General features: G+C 42.9%; 18 protein-coding genes and 3 tRNA genes. 10 read left to right on the top strand and 11 right to left on the bottom strand.

All coding sequences use genetic code 11. The features are described from left to right. Positions 1–32: 32 nt before the first annotated feature. Positions 33–614 carry a nitroreductase family protein gene (locus CW740_RS07315; RefSeq protein ID WP_319823268.1) on the bottom strand — a complete coding sequence of 194 codons (582 nt, stop codon included), beginning with the start codon at positions 612–614 and terminating at the stop codon, positions 33–35. 226 nt (positions 615–840) lie between these two features. Between CW740_RS07315 and CW740_RS07320 the strand changes: the two genes are divergently transcribed. After that, positions 841–1,044: a hypothetical protein gene (locus CW740_RS07320; RefSeq protein WP_106646901.1), complete on the top strand. Its 204-nt coding sequence runs from the start codon at positions 841–843 to the stop codon at positions 1,042–1,044. A 250-nt stretch (positions 1,045–1,294) separates the two neighbouring features. On the opposite strand, the gene CW740_RS07325 is transcribed toward CW740_RS07320, so the two are convergent. From CW740_RS07325 to CW740_RS07335, 3 genes are all read right to left on the bottom strand, one after another. After that, positions 1,295–1,370 (bottom strand) — tRNA-Glu (locus CW740_RS07325). A 715-nt stretch (positions 1,371–2,085) separates the two neighbouring features. After that, positions 2,086–2,161: transfer RNA gene (locus CW740_RS07330), tRNA-Glu, on the bottom strand. Positions 2,162–2,275: 114 nt separating this feature from the next. Continuing rightward, positions 2,276–2,351, bottom strand: a tRNA-Ala gene (locus CW740_RS07335). A gap of 129 nt (positions 2,352–2,480) precedes the next feature. Between CW740_RS07335 and CW740_RS07340 the strand changes: the two genes are divergently transcribed. The 4 genes from CW740_RS07340 to pyk all read left to right on the top strand — a co-directional run bounded on the left by CW740_RS07340 (position 2,481) and on the right by pyk (position 10,795). Next, complete coding sequence (locus CW740_RS07340; protein ID WP_106646902.1) at positions 2,481–4,529, top strand: alpha/beta hydrolase family protein; 2,049 nt, start codon at positions 2,481–2,483, stop codon at positions 4,527–4,529. Positions 4,530–4,750: 221 nt separating this feature from the next. Continuing rightward, entirely contained in the window at positions 4,751–5,968 is a 1,218-nt protein-coding gene (locus CW740_RS07345) for an efflux RND transporter periplasmic adaptor subunit (RefSeq protein ID WP_106646903.1), read from the top strand. Between the two features lie 11 nt (positions 5,969–5,979). After that, a complete protein-coding gene (locus CW740_RS07350) occupies positions 5,980–9,165 on the top strand; it encodes an efflux RND transporter permease subunit (protein WP_106646904.1) in 3,186 nt (1,061 codons plus the stop codon). Positions 9,166–9,349: 184 nt separating this feature from the next. Next, the gene (gene pyk / locus CW740_RS07355; protein WP_106646905.1) at positions 9,350–10,795 is read left to right on the top strand and encodes a pyruvate kinase; all 1,446 of its coding nucleotides are present in this window, start codon (positions 9,350–9,352) and stop codon (positions 10,793–10,795) included. A 24-nt stretch (positions 10,796–10,819) separates the two neighbouring features. On the opposite strand, the gene CW740_RS07360 is transcribed toward pyk, so the two are convergent. From CW740_RS07360 to CW740_RS07380, 5 genes are all read right to left on the bottom strand, one after another. Continuing rightward, the gene (locus CW740_RS07360; protein WP_106646906.1) at positions 10,820–11,722 is read right to left on the bottom strand and encodes a DMT family transporter; all 903 of its coding nucleotides are present in this window, start codon (positions 11,720–11,722) and stop codon (positions 10,820–10,822) included. A gap of 98 nt (positions 11,723–11,820) precedes the next feature. Further along, on the bottom strand, positions 11,821–12,882 hold the full coding sequence (locus tag CW740_RS07365; protein ID WP_106646907.1) for a MaoC family dehydratase: 1,062 nt from the start codon (positions 12,880–12,882) through the stop codon (positions 11,821–11,823). Between the two features lie 53 nt (positions 12,883–12,935). Further along, positions 12,936–13,841: an HpcH/HpaI aldolase/citrate lyase family protein gene (locus tag CW740_RS07370; protein WP_106646908.1), complete on the bottom strand. Its 906-nt coding sequence runs from the start codon at positions 13,839–13,841 to the stop codon at positions 12,936–12,938. Between the two features lie 29 nt (positions 13,842–13,870). Continuing rightward, positions 13,871–15,526, bottom strand: a complete 1,656-nt coding sequence (locus CW740_RS07375) for an acyl-CoA synthetase (protein ID WP_106646909.1) — start codon at positions 15,524–15,526, stop codon at positions 13,871–13,873. An 8-nt stretch (positions 15,527–15,534) separates the two neighbouring features. After that, positions 15,535–16,656 (bottom strand): HpcH/HpaI aldolase/citrate lyase family protein, encoded by a 1,122-nt coding sequence (locus CW740_RS07380; RefSeq protein WP_106646910.1) that lies wholly within the window; start codon positions 16,654–16,656, stop codon positions 15,535–15,537. Positions 16,657–16,820: 164 nt separating this feature from the next. Here CW740_RS07380 and CW740_RS07385 point away from each other — a divergent pair, with 164 nt between their 5' ends. Continuing rightward, a complete protein-coding gene (locus CW740_RS07385) occupies positions 16,821–17,813 on the top strand; it encodes an HpcH/HpaI aldolase/citrate lyase family protein (RefSeq protein ID WP_106646911.1) in 993 nt (330 codons plus the stop codon). A gap of 66 nt (positions 17,814–17,879) precedes the next feature. Here the strand turns inward: CW740_RS07385 and CW740_RS07390 are convergent, their stop codons facing one another. Together CW740_RS07390 and CW740_RS07395 are read right to left on the bottom strand one after the other, a co-directional pair. Further along, positions 17,880–20,117, bottom strand: a complete 2,238-nt coding sequence (locus tag CW740_RS07390; protein ID WP_106646912.1) for a carbohydrate binding family 9 domain-containing protein — start codon at positions 20,115–20,117, stop codon at positions 17,880–17,882. A 169-nt stretch (positions 20,118–20,286) separates the two neighbouring features. After that, a complete protein-coding gene (locus CW740_RS07395; protein ID WP_106646913.1) occupies positions 20,287–21,519 on the bottom strand; it encodes a choice-of-anchor H family protein in 1,233 nt (410 codons plus the stop codon). Positions 21,520–21,738: 219 nt separating this feature from the next. Here CW740_RS07395 and CW740_RS07400 point away from each other — a divergent pair, with 219 nt between their 5' ends. From CW740_RS07400 to tusC, 4 genes are all read left to right on the top strand, one after another. Then, positions 21,739–22,470, top strand: coding sequence for an FAD-binding oxidoreductase (locus CW740_RS07400; RefSeq protein ID WP_106646914.1), 732 nt, complete (start codon positions 21,739–21,741; stop codon positions 22,468–22,470). 20 nt (positions 22,471–22,490) lie between these two features. Then, positions 22,491–24,224, top strand: a complete 1,734-nt coding sequence (locus CW740_RS07405; RefSeq protein WP_188459682.1) for a dipeptidyl-peptidase 3 family protein — start codon at positions 22,491–22,493, stop codon at positions 24,222–24,224. Positions 24,225–24,364: 140 nt separating this feature from the next. Beyond that, positions 24,365–24,757, top strand: coding sequence for a sulfurtransferase complex subunit TusD (gene tusD / locus CW740_RS07410; protein ID WP_106646915.1), 393 nt, complete (start codon positions 24,365–24,367; stop codon positions 24,755–24,757). A gap of 2 nt (positions 24,758–24,759) precedes the next feature. Beyond that, a complete protein-coding gene (tusC, locus tag CW740_RS07415) occupies positions 24,760–25,128 on the top strand; it encodes a sulfurtransferase complex subunit TusC (protein ID WP_227523807.1) in 369 nt (122 codons plus the stop codon). Positions 25,129–25,131 lie beyond the last annotated feature (3 nt).

A 25,131-nucleotide genomic window follows, 5' to 3' on the forward strand; every position in this document is an offset into this window, starting at 1 on the left:
AACAAACTTCTTACGAGACTATTCTTAATAAATTAGGCCCAGCTTACAAAGTCATCGACCTCAGGAATTGGCTTTGCTTTAAGCTCCATATCAGGCGTCCCAACATAGATAAAGCCAACGATAGTATCACTATGCTCCAACCCCAGTAGTGGCTTTAAGTGCTCATTAAACGCCAACGGGCCCGTTCTCCAGTAGGCCCCATATCCTAAGCTATCCAACCCCAGTATAAGGTTTTGTACACCCGCTCCTGTTGAAAGAACTTCTTCAACATGAGGAACTTTTTCATTTCCACGTGCTTTTGCAACCGCAACTACAACCATAGGAGCGCGATGGGGCAAAGACAAAGCACGCTCCTGCTTATCCAAAGAAATATTAGGATCTTCGGAAATACTTGCCAGGCGATACTTCTCACCAAGTTCATTAAGTGCCTTTTCACCCTCGAAGACAATGTATTGCCAAGGCATTAAATGCTTGTGATCTGGCGCCCGTAAGGCAGCTTTAAATACTTGGGTCATTTCTTCTCTACCAGGAGCTGGCGCCTTCAACCTGCCGCAGGAAACTCTATTAATTAATGTGTCTAACATCTTTGTACTACTCTTAGAATGCATACTCATAATTGTTAGCGACTATAGCATATTTGCCGCAACCTCAAATGAATTAATAATTACCATTTTATTGTCATTATAAGAGTTCACCACTCAATAGTTTAGATAGCTAAGATACAGATACTTCTAAAGACATAACAGCGCGTCTACTAAATTAACCAATTGATTTTTGTGCAGTTATTAAGTAGGTTGTTTCTTGAACAATACAACAAGACACAACATATGGGGAATTATTATGAAAAATTTAGGTTCTTTTATAGCAATTTTGGGCTTAGCTTCAATCGCTCTGTTCTTTTTTGATTATGAGTTAAAAATTCTCGGCTGGATAAATAACTGGGGTGACAATATTGCCTGGACTATTCGCGGTGGCTTAGTAGTAGTTGGTGCTGTTTTATTTTTCATGGCGCCTTCTGATAAAGAGCCAGAAGAAACTGCGTAGACCTAACAGCGAACAAAAAGCCCAGCCATGTGCTGGGCTTTTTATTTCAGCTATTAATACTTCCGTAGTGACATATAAAGAACCGAACCAAGGAAGTTTTCTGTACCACGATCTAAAGCTAACGGGTAGGCCCATAACTGCTCCTTGCGTTTCGCCACTTCAACCATCATTGGTTGTCGTTGAACTGGTTCTCCTTCACTTTCGACAAGATATAAAAAAACCCAGCCACAAGGGCTGGGTTTTGTTTATATGGCATCCCGTAGGGGAGTCGAACCCCTGTTACCGCCGTGAAAGGGCGGTGTCCTAGGCCTCTAGACGAACGGGACGCAATGTTTAAGAACTGTATCTCTCAAACGCGGGCGCAATAATAATGCCCCTACCCTCGTTTGTCAAAAAAATTATGAGGATTTTTTTGTTTTTTTATTCTTTTCATTGAAAATGACTATTTATCAATCAGATAGGTTAAGAAAGATACAGCTGGTATGAAGTCAGCTAACTAGAAGAGATTATCAGGTATCTATAACAAAGAACTGTAAATTTTGGGAAGGCAGAGTTTTGCTCATCGGCAACCGCTCCAGCGTTGCTCTAACTCCTGCACTTTCGTAATGACATAAAAAAAGCCCTACAACAAAGAAATTGGCACAATCAAGCGAAATCAAGAACGGGGAGGCAGAATTTTGCTCCTTGCAAATTCTGCACTCCCGCCATCCATGGCGGTCGTCGAAGTGTTTAAGGGCTCCCCTACAAAATACACAGATATAAAAAAACCAGCCACAAGGGCTGGGTTTTGTTTATATGGCACTGACCCACAGGGATGTGGGGAATGCAGCAACAATGCCTGGAGCATTGCACCACAGGCACTTCCTTCGGTCGGCTGTCCGTAGGGGAGTACTCAGCACATCTAGGTGACGCTTCAGGGCGCAGAGTTTTGCTCCTGCAAACTCTGCATTCGCACCATCCATGGTGCTTGTCGAACTGGTTCTCCTGCCCTTTCCAGATGACATAAAAAAAGCCCGACCTGAAGGTCGGGCTTTCTTAATGTGGCATCCCGTAGGGGAGTCGAACCCCTGTTACCGCCGTGAAAGGGCGGTGTCCTAGGCCTCTAGACGAACGGGACACAATTCTTACTGTTTTTCACTTGTATCTTTATTTTGTTCTTAGTGCGAGACGGATGATAAGGAAGTTTGCTTTAGCAAACGACGATTCATCCAACAAAGCAATAAGTCAAAATTGGTGGAGCTAAGCGGGATCGAACCGCTGACCTCTACACTGCCAGTGTAGCGCTCTCCCAGCTGAGCTATAGCCCCAAAACAATGGCGCGCATTTTAGCATGGAGCTTGTTACTGTCAACTGAATTTTGATGCAAATTATCGACTTAGCGCGAAAAGCTCAGTATAGTTTTGGCCACCTCACATAGACAAATTACAGAGTCAGACATGAAACCTTTATTTTTATTATTAGGCTTACTGGCATTCAATGCTGGTGAAGCTCAGGCTTTTGAGCCATTCACGGCGGAAGATATGGTAACTATGAAGAGGGTGGCCTCTCCTACTCTTTCTCCTGATGGCAAAACAGTGGCATACATGCTACGAACCACTGACCTTGAGGCTGATAAAGGGACTTATGACATTTACACAGTCAGTACTGCCACTGGAGAAAATACGCCCAAACAAATTACCACTGACCCTGCTTCTGATACTAGCCCAAAATGGTCTGCAGATGGCAACTACCTTTATTTCTTATCAAGTCGCAGTGGAAGCAATCAGCTTTGGCGTCACTCGGCTAAGTCAGGCAATATCGAACAGGTTTCTGACCTACCTGTAAGTATTGGTACTTATCACCTTTCACCAAAGAATGATCGAATTGTTTTCAGTGCGTCGGTTTATCCAGATTGTGAAACCTTAGTATGCAGTAAAGAAAAAATGGAAGCTGCAGCCGAAAATAAACAAGAAGGAAAACTGTATGACAAAGTCTTTGTGCGCCATTGGGATCATTGGCTGGACGGTACCCAAAGCCGTCTGTTCAGCGCGAAGCTCTCTGATGAGCCATTGAGTGATGCTACGCCCCTCTCTCACAGCTTAAATGGCAATGTTCCTTCGAGTCCTTTTGGTGGTGATGAGGAATACACAATTAGTCCTGATGGCCAAAAAGTAATCTTCACTTTACGCATTGCCGATAACAAAGAGCCTACTTCGACTAACTTCGATCTTTATGAGGTTTCAATCACCGGTGGCAAAGTTAAGAACCTGACAAAGGAAAACCTGGCCTGGGATACCCAACCGGTATTCAGCCCAGATGGTAAAAAACTGGCCTGGCTGGCAATGGATCGTCCAGGCTTTGAAGCTGATCGTCGTCAGCTTAAGATTCGCGACTTAAAAACTGGTAAAACTGAGAACATCACTAAAGACTGGGATCGATCATTCTATGGCTTTAAGTTCAGTAAAGATGGCAAACAGGTTTTCTTGTACGGCAACCATATCGGTAAGAATGTTATCTGGTCACTGGATCTGAAAACCAAACAGCATACTCAATTAACCGATACAGGTTACGTTGCTGCCTTCGATGTTGGCCAAGACAAAATTGTTTACCAGTATGATGATCTGAAAAAACCAGCAGACTTATATGTCATGGGTCTTGATGGTTCTAATAAACGTCAGCTAACGGCAGTTAATCAGGACGTCATGTCTGAACTTGAATTTGGTGACTATGAACAGTTCAGCTTCAAAGGCTGGAACGATGAAACGGTTTATGGCTATATTGTTAAGCCTGTCGATTTTGAGGAAGACAAAAACTACCCTCTCGCATTTTTGATTCATGGTGGCCCACAAGGCAGTTTCGGTGATCACTTCCATTATCGCTGGAATCCACAAACCTATGCTGGCCAAGGTTTTGTCGCAGTAATGATCGATTTCCACGGCTCTACCGGCTATGGCCAGGACTTTACTGACTCAATTACAGGCGACTGGGGTGGCAAGCCACTGGAAGACTTGCAAAAAGGCATGGCTTATATCGACTCAAACTATGACTTTGTTGATACCGACAATGCCTGCGCACTGGGAGCTTCTTATGGCGGTTATATGATCAATTGGATTGCCGGTAATTGGTCAGATCAATTTAAATGTCTGGTTAACCACGACGGCATTTTCGACAACCGTATGATGTATTACTCAACCGAAGAGTTATGGTTTGTTGAATGGGAAAATGGCGGCACCTATTTTGATAAGCCCGAGAACTTTGAAAAATACAACCCAGTTCATTATGTTAAAAACTGGAAAACTCCTATGCTGGTGGTACAAGGCAGTAAAGACTATAGAGTTCCTGAAACTCAATCTCTGGCGACTTTCACTGCACTTCAGCGTCAAAACATTCCTAGCCAATTGTTGATTTTTGAAAACGAAAATCACTGGGTTTTAAAACCAAATAACAGCATTCAATGGCATCAGGTTGTCAATAATTGGTTACATCAATGGTTGAATGAGGAATAAATTTAACTATCAAACTAAACCTTCCATAGCCAATTACTATCTAAAAGACGTAAAAAGGTGCCTCCGGGCACCTTTTTTTCACACTTCACCCTATAAAATACAGTATTGAAACATTTGTTAACCTTTTGTCATTACTGAACATTAGGCTCTGGAAATTGCCGAGCGTTATAATGACCAAGAGTTGGAGTAATCCTAAAATTTTTTGAAAGCGGGAAAAAATAATGACCAAGAGAATCCTAGTTGGTTCAGCAATATTGATTGCAACCATAGTAATTATTGTCGGCCTTGTAAGTATGAAGCCCGAGCCACCGAAGAAGAAACCATTCGTTCAGGCTATTGTGGTTGATACCAAGGCCGTTGAAGCTCAGGATGTTCAGTTCATTGTCGATAGCCAGGGACCGGTTCTTCCAGTTGAGAACTCAACACTGGTTGCAGAAGTCAGTGGACGTATTACAGACGTCTCGGATAATTTCCGTGTTGGCGCCTTTGTTGAAAAAGGCGAAGTCCTTTTCACCATTGACCCTGCTAACTATGTTGCTAATGTGCGTAGTGCCGAAGCAGCTTTGGCTCAAGCACAGGCAACCTACCAGGACGCCAAAGCAAGAACTGAACAGGCGCGTAAGGACTGGAAAAAAATTGGTAAAGGCGAGCCTTCCGATCTGGTATTAAGACTTCCTCAATTAAAACAGGCCGAAGCGGCTGTCCAGTCAGCTGAAGCAGACTTGATGCGTGCACGTCGTGATTTAGACAGAACAAAAGTTAAAGCTAATTTTGATGCATTGATTCAAAGCAAAATGGTTGGCCTAGGTCAATTTGTCAATGTGGGAAGCCAGGTTGCAACAGTCTATGGAACAGAATACGCAGAAGTTCGCTTGCCTGTTCCTGATCAGGAACTTGCCTTCTTGGATGTTCCAGACATCGACAACCCTCAACAACAGCCTGCAGTACGTTTAGTTGGCACCTATGCTGGCAAGGAACAAATCTGGTTTGGCAAACTTGTTCGCACAGAAGGTGTTGTTGAGCAAACCAACCGTTTAACTTACCTGGTTGCTCAAATTGCGGATCCATACAACCTGGAAAACAAAAGAGATAACAGCACCCCACTTCGTTTTGGTACTTTCGTAAGAGCCGAAATTGCCGGTAAAGAACGAGAAGGTTTGATTGCCTTACCAAGACAGGCACTTTACTTTGGTAATACAGTTTTAATTCTAGAAAATGAAAGTGAAGTTCGTTTGCAAGAAGTTACTCTTGCGCGCACTGAAGCAAATACCATTTATATTGATAGCGGTCTGCAATCTGGCGATGAAGTTATCGTGACACCGGTTCACAACCCTGTAAACGGTATGAAAGTTCAGAAAGTTGGCTCTCAGGCGAAAACCAGTACTGCAAATAACAATGACACCGCTCTTAACACCAGCGCTGATACAGCTAAGCAATAAGGAATTCGCAGATGGTCAAACAATACGATACACATAGCGGAATCATCTCCTGGTTTGCACGCAATTCTGTTGCTGCGAACCTTTTGATGATTTTCATCATTGTTGCGGGATTTATTGGGCTTAGCCACCTTCGTCAACAAGTATTCCCTGATATTGTTATTAACTCAGTAAGTATTCAGGTTCCTTATCCAGGAGCGGCTCCACAAGAAGTCGAAGAAGGCATTGTTATCCTGATCGAAGAAAATATTAAGGACATTGAAGGGATCAAAAAAGTGACTTCAACTGCTTCTGAAGGTATGGGAAGCATTAATATCGAAATTGAAGATAACTATGAAGTCTCTGAAGTCATGGATGAGATAAAAGTTAGGGTCGATGCTATCCCTAACTTACCTGATCTTGCTGAACGTCCGGTCATTTATGAAAACCGTATGCAACGCCAGGTTATGCGCTTAAATGTATTTGGCGATGCCAATGAACGCACCCTGAAAGAGTATGCAAAAGATATTAAAGACGAGCTACTGGCACTACCTAACGTCAGCTTGGTTGAAGTTGAAGGTGCTCGCCCTTACGAAGTTGGCATTCAAGTCAGCGATTACCAATTGCGCAAATATGGATTAACTCTTCAAGACGTTGCTAATGCAGTACGAAGCCACTCTCTTGATTTACCAAGCGGTACTATTAAAACGCTTGGTGGTGACATTCTGGTAAGGACCAAAAATCAGGCTTACGATGCTTATGACTTTGCGAAGATTCCGGTAATCACACGTCCTGACGGTACAACTTTATTGCTTGCAGACATTGCAGCTATCGACGATGGTTTTGCTGAGTGGAACTTCTTGTCACGCTTTGATGGTAAGCCCACTGTAAGCCTTAGGGTCCGCTCATCTCTTGAGTCTGATGACCTTTTAATTGCTGAACAAATCTACGATTATCTAGACAAGAAAACTCCGACTTTACCAGCTGGTATTTCAATCGAAGCCTGGGGCGATGGTACTTATTACCTGAAAGGTCGTCTCGAGATGATGCAGAAGAATATGCTTGCCGGTATTATTCTGGTGTTCATAGTTCTAGCACTCTTCTTAAGGTTTAAACTTGCCTTCTGGGTAATGATTGGCATTCCGTTGTGCTTCCTGGGTGCTTTTGCCCTGATGTACATGTATCCCGGTTTTGCCATGACCATCAACATGATCACCCTCTTTGGCTTTATTCTGGTGCTGGGGATCGTGGTCGATGACGCGATCATCATTGCAGAAAGCGCCTGGGCGTCGATTGAAGAAAAAGGCCATAGCATTGATAGCGTTGTCGAAGGGGCAAAGCGAGTCGCCCTTCCTGCAACCTTCGGTGTTTTAACCACCATTGCAGCGTTTTACCCAATGCTGGCAATCAGCGGGCCTTGGAGTAATGCAATGGCATCCATGGGCTTGGTGGTAATGTTCTGTTTGATGTTCTCGTTAATTGAGTCGAAGATTATTTTGCCGGCCCACTTGGCTCATATGAAATTGAACAAACTGGAAGATACCAAAAGCCCGAAACTTCGAGCGGTCAAAGGTTTCTTCAGAGCTATCCGCCTTAAGGTAAAAGATCTCTTATCACGCTTTATTAATAATGTTTACAAGCCAAAGCTGGAGACTTTCCTTAATTACAGAGGTCTGACAATTTTAACCTTTGTTTGTTTATTGTTCATTACCACCATTGGTTTTATCGGAAGTGGCTGGGTTAAAACCAGTTTGTTCCCGAACATTCCAAATGATGGCGTCTTTGTCGAAATCAAAATGGCTGAAGGTGCTACTGCTGACCAAGCCATGAGCAATGTGCAAATTGTTTGGGATAAGCTCAATGAGTTGCATAACGAAGTAGAAGCTGAGCATGGTATTGGTGTATTCCAGCACGCCTTTATGTGGACTCGTGAAAATACCGGTGCTTACATGTGGACTGAGCTGGTTAAAAGTGAAAACTTACCCATTAACCAGTTTGATCTGATCGACCGCTGGCGCGATAAGGTCGGCACCCTACCCGCAGTCGAGGAAATCAGTTTTGGCGGCGGTGGCGGCGGCCCAGGTGGTGATGGTGTCGGTTATCGTCTGGTTGGTACAGATATCGAAGAGTTACAAATCGTGACTGAAAAAATTCGTGCAAAACTTGCCGAATATGACGGTGTTTACGATATCAGTGATAACCTTTCCGGCGGTAAAGAAGAAATCGTGGTTGAAGTAAAACCTCACGGTTACAACCTTGGATTGAGTACACAAATTCTTTCTCAGCAAGTTCGTAATGCCTTCTACGGCTCTGAAGCGCAGCGTTTCTTGAGAGACAATGAAGAAGTTAAAGTGTTTGTCCGTTATCCTCTGGAAGACCGCCGCTCTATTGGTAATCTGGAGCAAATGCCTATCCGAACTCCGTCAGGTGAATACGTAACTTTCACTGATGTAGCTAATTATGATGTGCAGGAAGGCTTTTCGCGTATCTCTAGAATTGATGGCGTTCGTGCAAATCGCATTAGCGCAGATGTCAGCCCTCAGGCTGCGATCACTTCTGGAGAAATCCATCAAGATATGATGCAAAATGTCATTCCTGGCATCTTGGCACAACACCCTACGGTGAAACTTGAGCCAGGCGGCCCAAGTGAGGATCAGCAAAAACTTACCAAGGAATTAGGCATTGGCGGTTTAATTGCGTTGATTTTAATTTACGGCTTAATGGCTATTCCTTTGAAGTCGTATATTAAACCAGTAGTCGTCATGTCAGCCATTCCATTCGGTATTATTGGTGCCATGGTCGGACACCTGCTGCTAGACATCAATCTAAGCATGTTCTCTTTCTTCGGTATTATTGCCTTGTCAGGTGTTGTAGTGAACGATAGCTTATTGATGGTGGACTTCATCGGACGTGCTCGCGCAGAAGGTATGTCACGAATTGAGGCAGCAATCAATGCTGGTACGAGACGTTTCCGCGCCATTATCCTAACGTCACTCACTACCTTCTTTGGCTTGCTTCCAATTACCACAGAAACCAGCTTGCAGGCGCAATTGGTTATCCCAATGGCTGTTTCACTAGCCTTTGGTATCGTATTTGCTACAGTAATTACGCTAATCTGGGTACCTTGCCTGTACGTAACCTTAGGCAGTATCAAAGACTGGTTCCTTGGTCGTGATGCTAAAAGTCTAAGCAAAAAGGAAGAAGCGTACGAAAATAATTAAGACGTCAAGCAATACAGCAAAGGGGCATCGCGCCCCTTTTTTTATGTACACCTATTTTATAAAAACTTAATATTGATCAATAGCAGCCCTACTCTTTTTTCACTACAATGGTGTTGTTTTTCTTAAGCTTGTCTTTACACTGTAACCTATCAAACATATCGATCAAAAACTGAGCAGAAATTATATGTTTAAACGCACCAAAATAGTTGCCACCCTAGGTCCCGCTACAGAATCCGACGACACCATTCGCTCATTAATTCAAGCTGGTGCCAATGTATTCCGCCTTAACTTTTCACATGGAGAAGCCAAGGATCATATTCACCGTGCAGAGCAAATCCGTCGTATATCAAGAGATATGAATCGATATGTCGCCATACTAGGCGATCTCCAGGGGCCAAAAATTCGCATCGCCCGATTTAAAAAAGGCAAAATCAACTTAGAGGTTGGCGCTACTTTTATATTGGATTCAGAGCTGGAAAAAGAAGCTGGTGACGAAGAGCGTGTTGGCATTGATTACAAGCAACTTCCTTCTGACTTAAAGGAAGGCAATCACCTGATGCTCGACGATGGTCGAATCCAGCTAGAAGTAAAGCGTTTAACGTCAACTGAAATTGTGACTGAAGTGATCATTGGTGGCGTGCTGAGCAATAACAAAGGTATCAATTTGCTGGGAGGTGGTCTTTCCGCCCCTGCCCTGACAGATAAAGATCGCGCTGACATCAAAATTGCTGCAGCCATGCACGTCGATTATTTAGCAGTATCGTTCCCAAGAAGTGCTGATGATATGCATGAAGCACGTAAGCTTCTACAAAAAGCTGGTGGTAACAGTAACCTCGTTGCCAAAATTGAACGTGCTGAGACCGTTAATGACGACAAAATTCTTGATGCAATCATTATGGCCTCTGATGCCGTCATGGTAGCACGTGGTGACTTGGGCGTTGAAATTGGCGATGCGCAGCTAATTGGCGTACAAAAACACATTATCTCGCGTTCGCGTGCTTTAAATCGCGTAGTGATTACTGCAACGCAAATGATGGAAAGCATGATCCACAATCCTATTCCGACGCGCGCAGAAGTATTCGATGTCGCTAATGCCGTGCTGGATGGAACTGATGCTGTAATGCTTAGTGCCGAAACAGCAACTGGCGATAACCCTGCTCGTACCGTTCAGGCAATGGCTAATGTCTGCCTTGGGGCAGAAAAGCAATCCATGATTCGAATGTCTCGTCACCGTAACGAGATGTCGTTTGACCTGATTGATGAAGCGATTGCCATGGCAACCATGTATACCGCCAATCACCTCAAAGGTGTTAAGGCAATCGTTGCACTCACCGAGTCGGGCTCTACGGCCTTATGGTTATCGCGGATTCGTTCCGGCATGCCAATTTTTGCATTAAGTCGAAACGAGCAGACACTTCGTAAAGTGGCGCTTTATCGCGGTGTTGAAGCCATCGAATTTGATCCAACCGTACTGGCCAAGCATGATGTTAACCGATTAGCAGTTGAAGAGTTACGTCTGAGAAATTTTGTGGAAGATGGCGATCTGGTCATCATCACTAAAGGTGACTCGATGGGCGTACTGGGCGGTACCAATGCCATGAAGATTGTTCGTGTTGGTCAGGTTCATTAAGAAGCCTACTCTCTTGAAACATAATTACCCCTGACCACCACTGTTATAAACGAATACCAAAACGCCAAGGAAGGCTAAAACAACACCAGTAAGTCTGCGACGACTGACTTCTTCTTTAAGAAAAATCCAGGCAAATAAAACAATAAACAGTACCGAAGTTTCATTTAAAACGGATGCAATTATTGCATCCGTGTATTTATAGCCTGAAAGCCATAGAATCATCGAAATATAAGTACCGAGCACACTGGCAATAATCAATATTCGCCAATCTCTGGGCTGCTTTATTTCATGAATCACCTTTAAAAGTTTCCTGCTAACTAACAAAAGTCCAATTGAGCCAAGAATTCCACCGATCAGTCGCAAACTGATAATCCAGAAAAAGCCATCACCTTCAAGAATTCTCTTTACCATCACCACACCAACGGCATTCAGGAATACAGCACCTGCAGCGAGAGCAAGACCCTGCCAAAGTACTGGGGTATCAACGTTCTTCCTGTTTCGCTGCCAGGTAACCAAAATGATGCCAATCAATACCATCAAAAAGCCGATAAACTGAGTCCAATGCAGTGTTTCATTCAGGAACAAAACTGACAGCACTATGACAAACAGGCTGTAAAGACTGGAAACAATGGCGGTATTACCGGCTCCCACTTTTCTTAGCGCCAGGAAGTACCAGGTGTCAGACAAAGCGATTCCAATAAAACCGCTAATGGCAACAATAGTCCATTGATAGGCATCAAGCTGGGGAAATTGAATGCCCTCAACAAAAAGCGCTGTTGGTACTAAGAGGAATGTTGCTAGAATATTTTTGAATAGATTGAGTGCGCTGGCGCTGAGCGTTTCACCGGAGTGTTTGAATAATATAATTGCTGTGGCCCAGCAGATAGCTGACGATAGTGCAAACAGCTCGCCCAAACCGAACGTCATATCATGCTCTCTATACAGTATTAAAATAGTGGCTCAGGCAAAGAGCCATTAGAAAACGCAACTTACCACAAAGACCTGATTAGGCCTACATGATTAAGCTATTTTGGATTAGGTATCAGAACGGTATAGTCTAAATCAAGAACAACATTGTCCGGGTAGTCTTTAGAACTATTTGCTGAACAAACCTGTTCTTTAATGGAGGACCATTGAATATTTTTAAAACCAATCGTTTTTAATCTTAATGCACCCATACCAAACCCAAGATCGTATTTATTTTGTACCTGAGTTGCCGCATAGATGGTATTACCTGCATAGCTAGGATTTAGGTGTGCACCGCCATTAATCGCAGCTAGCCATTGTGCGTTAGCGAGGCCATTATGTGAAAGTGAGCGGCATAACGAGATAATGTGGCCACCATAAACCAGACGCTGCTGATGCTGACTGTCCTGCATCTGATGATAGTTAAAATGGACTTTGGCATTGTTCTGATAGAGCTTAGTCGCCATGGTGTGTTCAGTTGAATCAATCGTCAAACCATCTATGTGATCAATCCACTCCCCTATCTGGTAATCCTTGAAAACAAATGTTTCTCCACTTGAAATGTAGCTGTAGTTATCAGCATTAAACTGATCGGGCATGGCAAGGTGCGCAGGACTAACCTCTGAGTTGAGCTGTGGTTGAACAGCATAAGTATTCTGCATACCTTCTTGCTTCTTATGTACCATAACCCAACGCTTCCAGCTGGCCACCAGATGACCATCCTGATTGGTAGCTCGAGAATGAACGTAAACAATTCCAGTCTTTCCGTTCGAGTTCTCCTTTAGACCAATGACTTCTGATAGCACTGAAATGGTATCGCCAATAAACGCTGGCAGTACGAACTGCACCTCAGCATAGCCAAGATTAGCCACTGCATTGAGAGAGATATCCTGAACCGTTTTACCGAAGGCAATGTGAAATAGTAATAGGTTATCAACTGGTGGTTTAGCAAAACCAACTTTGCGCGCAAGGTGATGGCTGGAAAACAAACTAAAACGGCTACCAGTCAGGGCTATATACAGACTAGCATCACCTTCTGTAATGGTGCGCGGAATGGGATGCTCAATAAGCTGCCCTAAAGAAAAGTCTTCAAAGAACCGTCCGACGGATGATTTATTCATGTGCTGTCGCTTTTTAGTTTGTCTTATTGTTTAAACACTACCTGAAATCATTCTTATCGGCTAGCCCCAATTAACTCGTTTTGACCTAACTCTTTTACTGTGTTGTATAGCGTTAGAACTCGCTCAGCCCACTCTTTCAAAGAAGGCTCGATTAAGCGATCATCGATTACTGCAACATTGCGACCTTCTTCATTGGCTTGATTGATTGCCGCAATAATCGCTTTAGCACGATTAATGTCGTCCAGTTTTGGAGTGAAGGCATCGTTGGTATATGCCAACTGGATAGGATGCACGACCGCCTTACCATCAAACCCTAGATCGCGAGCCTGTCGGCAGGAAAACTCGCAGGCCTGAATATTTTTCAAATCAAAATGCGGACCATCTATGACACATTTTTTATAAGCTCTTGCCGCCAGAACAACCAATGACAAACTGGTCAATAAACCAGAACGATCGTTGGTTTGAGTAATTTTTAACTCATTGGATAAGTCTGTCACCCCCATCACTACACAGCTCACTCTATCACTGGCTGCACATATTTCTTCTGCATGCAGAACTCCGAGTGGGCTTTCGATATTAATCATGATATCAAGCTCATCCGATCGAATAGCATCGATTTGCTGTATATACTGAATCAGGGAGTCAGCGGATTCGATCCGAGGAAGTAATATCGCATCAATATCGAGATTTTTAATAGCTTCCAGATCTTCTTTGCCCCATTCGGTATGAAGGGGATTAACGCGTACTATCCGCTCTGAATACTCAAAGTCATTTGACTGGGAAAATGCCTTGATCAAACCATCGCGTGCGGTTTGTTTATGTTGAGGCGGCACTGACTCCTGCAAATCAAAGATAACACTGTCAGCCGCTAATCCTCTGGCTTTTTCCAGATAACGTTCAACATGTGTCGGAACATACAACATAGTTCTGCGAGGACGATAATTCAGCGTTGATTCCATCATTTATCCTTTGAAAATTAGTGTCTAGGTCATTGGTGACTTTTGATTAAATACTGTTCGAGGTTTTGCAATAACTTCTTACGAAGCACTTTGCCATTTTTGGTACGCGGATAATCACGCACAAGATATACTTTTTTGGGAGCTTTATATTTGGCTAACTTTTGTAGCCCGTAATCTAAAATCTGCTCTTCGGTTATATTGTTATCAGGCTCTGGGATAACACATACCACTATCAGCGTTTTGTCTTTTCCAACGTCTTCACCTAAAGCAACGCAATCTGCCACCTCAGGATGAGCCTTTATTACACGTTCAACTTCGTGTGGCGATACCCGAAAACCAAAAGTATTGATAATGTCATCTTTACGTCCCAGAAACCAAACGTAATTCTGATCATCACGCTTGGCATAATCACCCGTAAAAAACCAACCATCATGAACAGCTTTTACAGTTTCTTCAGGAAGATTCCAATAGGAAACAAACAAACCAGGATCATCGGCACGAATACAGATCATCCCCTCCTCGCCGTTAGCCACAGGCTCAAGCTGATCATTTAATAACTCAACCTTATGGCCCGGCTGAATAAACCCTGCGGCTCCAGGTACTACCTTAGCCTGTTTATGCTGAGAGATATAATAGGATATTTCGGACATACCAATTGCTTCATATATGGGTGCATTGAAGCGTTCTTCCCATAAGGTTTGCATTTCGTCTGATAGGTGCTCACCAGCACTCATGCAATGTTTTAACGAAGGGAGATCGCTTCCACTGTAATCCGTTTTTTGAATGATCTGTCGGTAAATGGTTGGCACACCGATAAAAATACTGCATTCATGCTTTTGAATCAGCTTAGGCCAGGTATGGGCATCATTGTGCCCTTCATAGGCAATTACGGTATGACCATGCAGTAAAGGGTCCATCAAGGCTGAGCCTAATACATAGGTCCAGTTAAATTTACCAGAATGCATGATTCGCTCAGATACTCCACCCTGAAAATCAAACCAGTAGCGACTGGCTGGTAACCGTCCTAGCAAAGCTCGCTGAGCATGTAACACACCTTTGGGATAACCCGTTGTGCCTGATGTATAAACCAGATAAGCAGGATCATTTAATTCTGTTTTTGGGCCAGTAAATCCAGTTGGTTGTAAATTGAGTGCCTCATTAAAATCAATTAACTTAAAACGTTTTGACTGTGGCAACTCACCCTCACCAGTAAGCAATACGATCTGAACTGAAGAATCCTTTAAGTCATTTTCAAGTTCGGGCCACATGGTTTTATGAGTAACCAGCACACTGGCCTGAGAATCATTAGCCAGATAGGATACCTCACTGGCTGAAAGTAAAGTTGAAGTTGGTACAGCAATAGCCGAATATTTTATGGTGCCAAAGAAAGCTATGGGATATTCCAGAGAATTTGGCAGTCGAATTAAAATGCGATTATCTTTAGAAAGTGATAAAGACTGTAGCAGATTAGCAAACTGTGAGGTTTTCTGGCCAAGTTGCGAGTATGTAACCTGACTTGTTCCCAACGCCTCATCTTCGACGATTAAAGCAGCCTGACTGGATTTATCTGTTGCAGCATGCTGATCAACACAGGCTTCACATATATTGAAGTAGGTTGGTAATTGCCACTGCCATTCATTGCTCTGCTGATCGAAATGAACAATTTCCTCAAAGGAGTATTTCATAATAGTCCTTAAATCATTCCATAAGGCCAGTTTTCACGAATCACATGAACTGGTAATCGTTTCAAGACATCTAAAGCAAATGCTTTATCTTTTTCATCTAATGACTTTAATGCATAGGCACGCAACAAACTCTGTAGCGCCTTACCAAACATTGGCGGATCGAGCATTTCACCTTCAAACTTGATGGCTCCACCTAAGAGAGCATCCGCATCAATTGCGGCCTGAAGTATATTAACGTTACGCTCAATCTGTAACGGCGATGGTGTGAATGCCACTTTACATAAGTGAATATGAAAAGGATGGATAACCTGCTTGCCGGTAAGACCCATTTGAGCCTCAACCAAAGCGTGTTGATGGACGACATGTGATTCTCTCTCTCCATGTAAATCTAACCAACGACGCACATCATGCGGCTCAATATAACTCTCAGGCATTGGCGTTTTGTTTATTAATACTTCAACACCACCAATCACACCTTTACCCGCAATACGAGCTTCAAGTAATAGCATGCGCAGGTAAGTTTTAAGCTCATCAATCCAACCCTCCGGAGTCAAATGAATTGCCATGGCCTTGGAGAAATCGTGTATACCAAAAACCACATGTCGAACCGTTGAATACTGCATCAATTCCGGTGAGATTTTGAGCGAGCGTGGATGTTCAATGATTGGCTGAATTTCTATGTTGGTGTTTACGCCAACTAACCATGATGACAAGTCGCGAATCTCTGCGGCCCCATACACTTCTCCCGCTTTGGCTAAAACAATGACATCAATGAAGTCTGACATGTCGCGAATCAGCTTCAAGTCTTCTTCATATTCATCAGTGCGGAATGGATTGATTCTAACTGCGATTTGAAAGTTTCTATTTTCGAATAAGGGAAGCTCCTGTCTTAATAACTCCCGGCTCATGGCCTTCTGGCGGCAACCATCTTCTAAATCAAAAAGTAAGGTGTGAGCACTGGTATTATGGGCGTATTTTCTCATCCGCGCAGAAGCCTGCTCCATCGTTTCATAGACCCCATCTGCAGGAGAGTATTTGACTGGCGGATAATACAACTGAATCCCTGGCCAGAAGCCCCCTAAAACTATCTGTTCGTCCACTTTTTCCAAGAAAGAATGCTCTTGCATCATTTTAACTAATCCGACCAGTTATTTTGCATAAATAAATCATATTCAAACGATTATTTCAAATTTTTGTTTGAATTTTATTCGCTCCGCGCTAGTATTAATTGGACAACGCACCTGGACAATAGGTTGCAACACAAGTTATCTAATTGATAAATAAGGAGAATATAGTGAGTTCAAAGGTCCATCCGAAAGATGCATTATTTGATGCCGAAAAGCCATTTCCAGTCATTCCTACCTGTGAACACTTTGCCGGCAGCGAAAAATTAATCCGAAAAGCTCTCGAAATGCAGGACACCATTGGACCAGTATTTGACATCACTTGTGACTGTGAAGATGGGGCGCAGGCGGGCAAAGAAAAAGAACATGCCGAAATGATTGCCACAGTATTATCCAGCGATGAGAATAAGCACAAAATGGCTGGCGTTCGCATCCACGACTATCAGCACCCCCACTGGAAAGCTGACCTTGATATTCTGATTCCAAAAATTGGCAACATAGTTACCTACTTTACTCTTCCAAAAACCACCTGTGCCGCTCATATTCAGGAAATGGTCGATTACATCAAGTCTCTATGCCAGCAAAATGGAATAAAACGTTCAATCCCAGTACATGTCCTGATTGAAACTCATGGTGCACTGAGAGAAGTATGGGAGATTGCCAAAATTGATACGGTTCAGGTATTGGACTTCGGAATGATGGATTTTGTCAGCAGCCATCAGGGAGCCATCCCTGCTACGTGCATGAGAAGTCCAGGCCAATTTGAACACCCACTGCTTGCACGAGCCAAGGTTGAAATGTCAGCGGCGGCACTGGCGAATGGTGTTGTCCCATCACACAATGTCACTTTGGATTTGAAAAATCCCTACCAGACATACAAGGATGCTGAACGTGCTCGTAACGAGTTTGGCTTCCTACGGATGTGGAGTATTTACCCAACCCAAATCCAGTCGATAGTAGATGCCATGAAGCCGGACTACTCAGAAGTTAACGATGCAGCCAATATCCTGATAGCAGCACAGGACAATCATTGGGGACCTATCCAATATGAAGGCGAACTGCATGACCGGGCAACCTACCGTTACTACTGGCAGCTTTTGGAACGCGCTCATGTCAGTGGTTTAAAGCTTCCGGAAGAAGCTCAAACGCGGTTCTTCGCTTAAATTAACCTCATTCCAAAAACAAAAAAGCAGCCTTACTTGGCTGCTTTTTTAATCTAGGATTTCAACTTAAAACTGAAATGCATAACTGAATTTTGAGAATAAAGTTTTGCCTGTTCTTTCAAATTGATTAACCGTATTATCCTCAAAGCCATTATCCGAATAACCCAAATAGAAAACCGTTCTTGGGTTCCATTTGTAACCGTATAACAACTGTCTATCGATAATGGTTTCGCGGCTTACCTGATTAGGATTTGAATAGAGGGGAGCATTATAATCAACATCGGTATACCGTATGACAAACTTTAAATAACTGTATTGGTCAAATTGATAGCGCGTATCAAAGTTAAAAATATCAGCTTTGAATAATTGTCCCTGCTCTACATCGAAATCGGTGAACTGCCACTCTCCTCCGAATGACCAATGTTGTGTTACTTGCCAATTGCTATAAACACCGTATTCCTGATAAGTAGCAGCCCGAGCATTTCTATAATCAATACCATCGCCCCAGCGAATGTTATACCCTACTCTCAATGCATTCACCGGGTAAAAAGAACCACTGTGCGAGTAATATTTTTGTGGGAACCAGTTATTCTGATAGAACTCATAACTTACATTTCCAACTAAGGTGAATCCTGAGCGATATTCACCATTAGCATTTAAAGTTATCGTCGCTAAATCCCAAAGCTTCTGATCAGTATACTCAGTAACTCGCTCACCTTTAACCTGTAGGCTATAGTCGGAAAAGAAATCATTATTTTCTTCAGTTCCATACCAGTTTCGTTTAACACCAAAAGCCTGACGGTCGTAACCTACCTGAGGTTTGTAGCCCAGATCGGCTCTAAAATCATTATCAAAGTCAATATGAGTTGCGAAAACATCCCAATCGCGTCCGTTATGAGAGTAGTTCACGCGATACCCAAGACCATCACTGCTTGGCGCCAACCCATACTGTTGCTGAAGCTGCTCAGGATTTTCTGTATCCGAATACATAACTTCGTAGCGCAGTTCATCAACATTGGTGATCATATATTTGCCATCAATAGCAGCAACACTATTTCGATAACCATCAGTACTACGGTGAGTAATCATGCCGCCAATTTGAGATTTTTCGCCGAGGTCATATGCATATCTGGCTGCGAAAACGTCAGACTCAATATCACTACCATTAACATCTGTAAGTCGAGCCAGAGATGAGCTTAAGCTGCCTGGTATTAAAAAGGAGGTTTGTTGATCACGACTCGCTAAAATACCAAAGGAATGGCCTTCATTCTTTCCAATGTATTTGGCTCCAAAATCTGGGTTTGCAATTGTCCGTGTGTTTAGCAAGGTGAAGGGAGTTCTAAAATACTCAGCTCCTTCTAAAAAGAATGGACGCTTTTCTGAATAAAATAAAGAGAACTGAGTGTTCACGTCTAGCTGAGCAGCGTCTGTCTCAACTTGTGAAAAATCCGGGTTTATGGTGGCATTTAATACCGATGAATCTGTTATTCCCCAACGCAGGTCGAGACCTGTTTCCCAGTCAACCCCCTCTCCTTGCCACGAAGGTTCAGACGGTGGATTACGTGTCTGTGAGTCCTGTGCAACAATATAAGGGGTCATCTCAAGATTGCGACCACTTTCGATACCTTCAAAGCCTTCTGCTTTATTTATCTGGCAAACAAAACAGTTGATATCCCGTCTCTGTGGCGAATGAGCCAGTCGATACATATAGCCTCGAGGATAGAACCTTACGAAGTCTATGCCCCATTTATCACTATTTTCTGGAAACCTAAGGACCTTAAAGGGTAACTTTATTTCAACGTTATAGCCGGTCTTGGTAATGTGAGCAGCGCTGAACCAGATACCATTCCAGGATGTATCCTCTGAAAGACTTACATCGTCTTCGATGCTATCAGATTGAACTCCCACTGGGTTAACAAAGAAGTTATATGCTTTTCGTCCATCATTGAATGTGTCTACTTTAAAGCCTACCTGGTCATCACCCCATCCATCACGATCCCGAAAGGAATAATGCAGCTTTGATGGCTCAGGATCTTCTGCGACGAATGCAACCAACAAAGATTCACCGTTTTGAACGACATAAGCGGTAGTTGCAACAGGAGATTGTGTGTTTTCGCCAGGTCGGGTTTCATAATCCAGCGAGACTTTTGTAGCCTTACTCCAAATGGCCTCATCAAGCTTGCCATCCAGGGTAATATCCCCTTCTACTTTTGGAATATTGATATTTTCAAGAGATTGGCTTTCGGCAGCGATAAAAAGCGATACAGACGCTATCAAACAGCAGCTGGACTTTAGTAAATACATTCTTGTTTTCGATTTCCTTCAAAATGGTGATTATTGTAATTAAATTAGAAACTTATGATGGTTAAACTTGTAACAGGATATTACAAGCATGACTGAACTACAAGAAGCCGCCCAACAACAAAAAAAGCAGCTGAATCAGCTGCTTTTTATGACTTGGTTTTTGATTAAATTAGCGACGTCTGAACCAGGCGAATAATCCCAGTAGCGATAAGCCCAGCAATCCCCAGCTACCTCCTCCTGAGCCATAACTGGTTGATGAAGGTGGTGGCGTCACTGTTGTGCTACGAATATCGCGTCCTGCATCCTCAAGTGGTACCTCAAGCAATGATGAAAACTCACTGGAAACATCGTCCAACACCTCACCCGTATCAGCATCTATAAGTTCAATGCGGAAATCATAATAGTCTGTTGGATAGCCTGACTGCCATTCAGCATCAATTGAAATCACGTCATCAGCGCTGGAGCCAACTACAGTAAAGACTGCCGTTTCCGTTTCATATTCCCAACTGTAGCCAGGTACTCTCTGATAAAGAATCGCATAGACATCTCTTGAGGATTGCTCAGTGTCGACATCGAAGCTGATGGTAAAGTCACGATAAAAACCATCATTATCGTTATCAGTCCAGATTTCAGTCTTGACCGTAGTTACCCAGGTATTGCTGGATACATTGCCAGACTCATAAGTTTTATCTTCAAGCGGCAACCAGCCAAGATCTGCATCGTCATATTCTGAATAGGTATCCACAACCCCAGAATAACCGTACTCAAACAGGTCAATTAATACTTCATATCGACCGGGAGGAAAACCACTATTGAGTTTTGTGGTTACCGTGTAGTCATCAGAATAATTATCCCCATAAATGGTAAACACATCTGTTGTGTAGTAATGAGTCCACTCACTGTCACCATTTTTACGGATAAACATTTCTGCATATACGTCATAATATTCATCATAATATGCGTCTACATCAAAATTAACGCTAAGCTTTGTGTAGTAGCCATCACCATCGTAATCTTCTGACAAATATACAGAGCCATCATATACGTAAAGGTGGTTCATTCCTGAACTCATGCTCTTTTCAGACTTCTCAGGAAGATTGCTTTTTTGTGCACGCATTTCACTACGAGTTTTAGCAGTAGTCTTATCCAACTCAAGCTGAAGCTCAGCTTTAAGGTCAGTTGTAACCTGCTTTGAAGAGTAAGATGAAGTTCGATTACTATCTGCAGGAACTTTATCAGTTTTATTAGCAACCTCTCCTGTTTCTTTCTGCTGTATTTCTACACTGGTAGTGGCTGATTTTGCAGATATTTTAACCTGTGGTTCACCCGCCATTGCCTGCCCGGCAAATAATATTGCAGAGAGTGTTACTCCAAGTGGCACTAATGTTTTGTTTATACTCATAATCGACTCCTTTAATCCCTCTAGGTAACAATTTAAATCAACATTAGAGGGTGGGTAATACTTACGCATTGCTCATCAATGGCTTCATTAAAGCAATGGTCAACTGAATCCTTCCTGAACTGAAATGATGAAAATTTGCCAATGATGGCACGTATTCGGCTGTGGAAATTTCACTGCTATAACCTATAATGACAGCAAAATAGAAGATCGAGAGCACTTATGCCATTACCTACTTTTCGTGTGGAATTAACCGAAAACGAACAGATAACGCCTAAAGTCCATAAGCTAGTATTCAAGTTTGTGGAACCACAACATTTCACCTATATTCCTGGACAGTTTGTATCCTTCATTCTCCCACACGAGGGCGATAAGCCATTAAAACGTAGTTATTCCATCGCCAATCTTGAGCAAAGCCCTGAAAACACCCAGTATCTTGAGATCGTTGTAGCTTATGTTGAAGGCGGCAAAGCAACCGAGTTCTTCTTTAATGCCAAGCTAGGCATAGAAATCGATATTACCGGCCCATTTGGACTACTATATCTACCCAAAGAATTACCTAAGCGAGTATTTCTAGTTGGTACCGGAACGGGCGTCGCTCCATATCGCTGCATGCTCAATCAGCTTAAAAATTATCCTGACACTGAGTTTCATATTCTTTTTGGGGCTCAATATGAAGAAGACATGTTCTACTTGGATGATTTCAAACATGCAGCTCAGCAGGACAATATCTTTTTCCATCGTTGCTTAAGCCGACAGGATCCTTTACCAACAGACTGCGATAAAGGGTATGTTCAAAATACCTTGGGAAACCTCCAGCCTAACCCTGAAACCGATCTGGTGTATTTGTGTGGTAACCCCAATATGGTTGACGATGTATTTAATCTCTTAAAAGAGAAAGAGTTCGGTGTTAAGCAGGTTAAACGAGAAAAATACGTATTTAGCAAATATTAAGATAAGAATGGGAAACGACTATGAATAAAACTTTATTATTGAAAAAGACGGTATGCAGCTTAGCAGTTGCTTTAGCACTAGCAATTGGCGGTTGCAACAATGAACAAGAAACGACGAAAACTCCAGCAGCAGAACAGCCAAAAACCGAAGTGACGGCCGAAGTTAAAACTTCAGCTTCAGATCAAGATGTGATCAAAGAAAGTGTTGAATACAGTCGCTTCGATATTTATGCACCTTTTACTTTGACCAGCGACCTATCTCACCTATCTGATAATCAGAAGCAAATGATCGCACTGCTGATTGATGCAGGAAAGATTATGGATAATCTATTCTGGAAGCAATCTTATGGCAATAAAGAAGAGCTGCTTTCTAAAATTCAAGATCCAAAAGCTAAGCAATTTGCAGTAATTAACTATGGCCCATGGGATAGACTGGACGGTAATAAAGCTTTCATTGAAGGTTATGAGCAAAAGAATAAAGGTGCTCAGTTTTATCCGTCAGATATGACAGTTGCACAATTTGAAGCCTGGGAAGAAGAAGATAAAGACGGCCTTTACTCGCTTGTTCGACGCGATGAAAACGGTGACTTAACACTAATACCTTATTCAGTTGCATTTAGGGAAGAGCTGGAGAAAGCCAGCAAACTATTAAAAGAGGCTTCAAAACTGGCTGAAAACGAAGGATTTAAGCAATATCTCGAGCTTCGTGCCGATGCTCTTTTGACTGATAATTACCAACCTTCGGACCTGGCCTGGATGGATATGAAAACGAACCCAGTTGAGTTGGTTATTGGCCCTATCGAAAACTATGAAGACCAGCTATTTGGTTACAAAACAGCCTTCTCCGCTTACGTTCTAATCAAGGATCTTGAGTGGAGTGAACGCCTATCTCGCTTTGCGGCATTCCTTCCAGAACTGCAAAAAGGTTTACCTGTTGAAGATAAATATAAACAAGAAATGCCGGGCACTGATAGTGACCTGAATGCATATGATGTTGTCTATTATGCAGGCGATAGCAATGCAGGCTCTAAAACCATAGCCATTAACCTACCGAATGATGAACAGGTACAGCTGGCTAAAGGTACTCGCCGCTTGCAGCTGAAAAATGCCATGCGAGCCAAGTTTGATAAAATCTTGGTACCCATTTCAGAGCAGCTCATTGAGCCAGAGCAACGCAAACACATAACTTTTGATGCCTTCTTTGCCAACACAATGTTCCATGAAGTCGCTCATGGACTGGGTATCAAAAATACTATCGATGGTTCAAATACGGTGAGAGCAGCGCTTAAAGATACCGCATCAGCCCTGGAAGAAGGTAAAGCTGATATTCTGGGTCTTTATATGGTTAGCAAGCTTTATGAAAAAGGCGAAATAAAAGATGGCGAGCTTATGGATAATTACGTGACCTTCCTGGCCGGCATCTTCCGCTCTGTTCGCTTTGGAGCATCCAGCGCACACGGCCGAGCAAACATGGTTCGCTTTAACTTCTTTAAAGAAGCAGGCGCTTTCAGCCGCGATCCGGAAACAGGCTACTACAAAGTGAACTTCGACAAAATGACTGAAGCGGTTGACGCCCTGTCCAATAAAATCCTGACCATTCAAGGCAATGGCGACTATGAAACAGCTAAACAACTTCTTGAAGAACAGGGGATCATTGACGATCAGTTAGCCAGCGATTTGAAGATGTTAGAAGAAAAGCAGATACCTGTAGATGTTGTTTTCAATCAAGGTAAAGAAGTATTGGGCTTAAAATAATCAATACGAAAGAGTTAAACAGGCGCCTACGGGCGCCTTTTTAATGTCTGACAATTGGCCAGTGCATGATGACTAGGCCTTAGTCGAGCACTCTGTTAAAATGCGCACATCTTGACTGCGAGCAATCAGACAACCAAACAATGGCCACCTTTTCATTACTTGTTACCGCTAATCCCTACTCTTCACAGGGACAATTTAGCGCTATTGAGTTTGCCAGAACCTTGTTAGAACAGGGGCATAGCCTTATGCGCGTATTCTTTTATGCAGACGGTGTTTTGGTGGCAAGTCGTTTACATGCTCCTCCTGCGGACGAAATCAATTTAACAAAGGCCTGGGCAAAACTAGCCATAGAAAAAGATATTGAATTGGTAGCCTGCGTGACTGCTGCCAACAAGCGAGGCATTGTTAATGCATCAGAAGCCGAGCGCAATGCTTTAACCGGCGATAATCTTGATCCCGCATTTGAAATCAGTGGACTTGGCCAACTAACCGAAGCGATGCTGGAAAGTGATCGCCTGATTACATTTGGATAATAATGATGAGCAAATCCATCTGTATTGTATTCAACAAAGCACCTTATGGTTCTCAAGCAGGTCGCGAACTGCTGGACATCGCCTTAATGGCCGCTGCTTTTGAAATGCCAATTACAGCGATATTTATTGGACAAGGCGTCTATCAGTTATTAAACAATCAACAGCCAGATATCCTCAATATCAAAAATCACTCAGCAACATTTAAAGCACTGCCCCTTTATGATATTGAGCAAATATTAGTTGATCAGAATGCATTGCATCAATTCAACCTAAAGCAGGATGACCTGTTAGAAATTGATGAGTTACAGTTTTCGTCAACCGATGATATCAAAACCAGAATCGCAAATAGTGATTTTGTGTTAACTCTTTAAGGG

The sequence above is a fragment of the Kangiella profundi genome (assembly GCF_002838765.1).
Lineage (GTDB): Bacteria > Pseudomonadota > Gammaproteobacteria > Enterobacterales > Kangiellaceae > Kangiella > Kangiella profundi.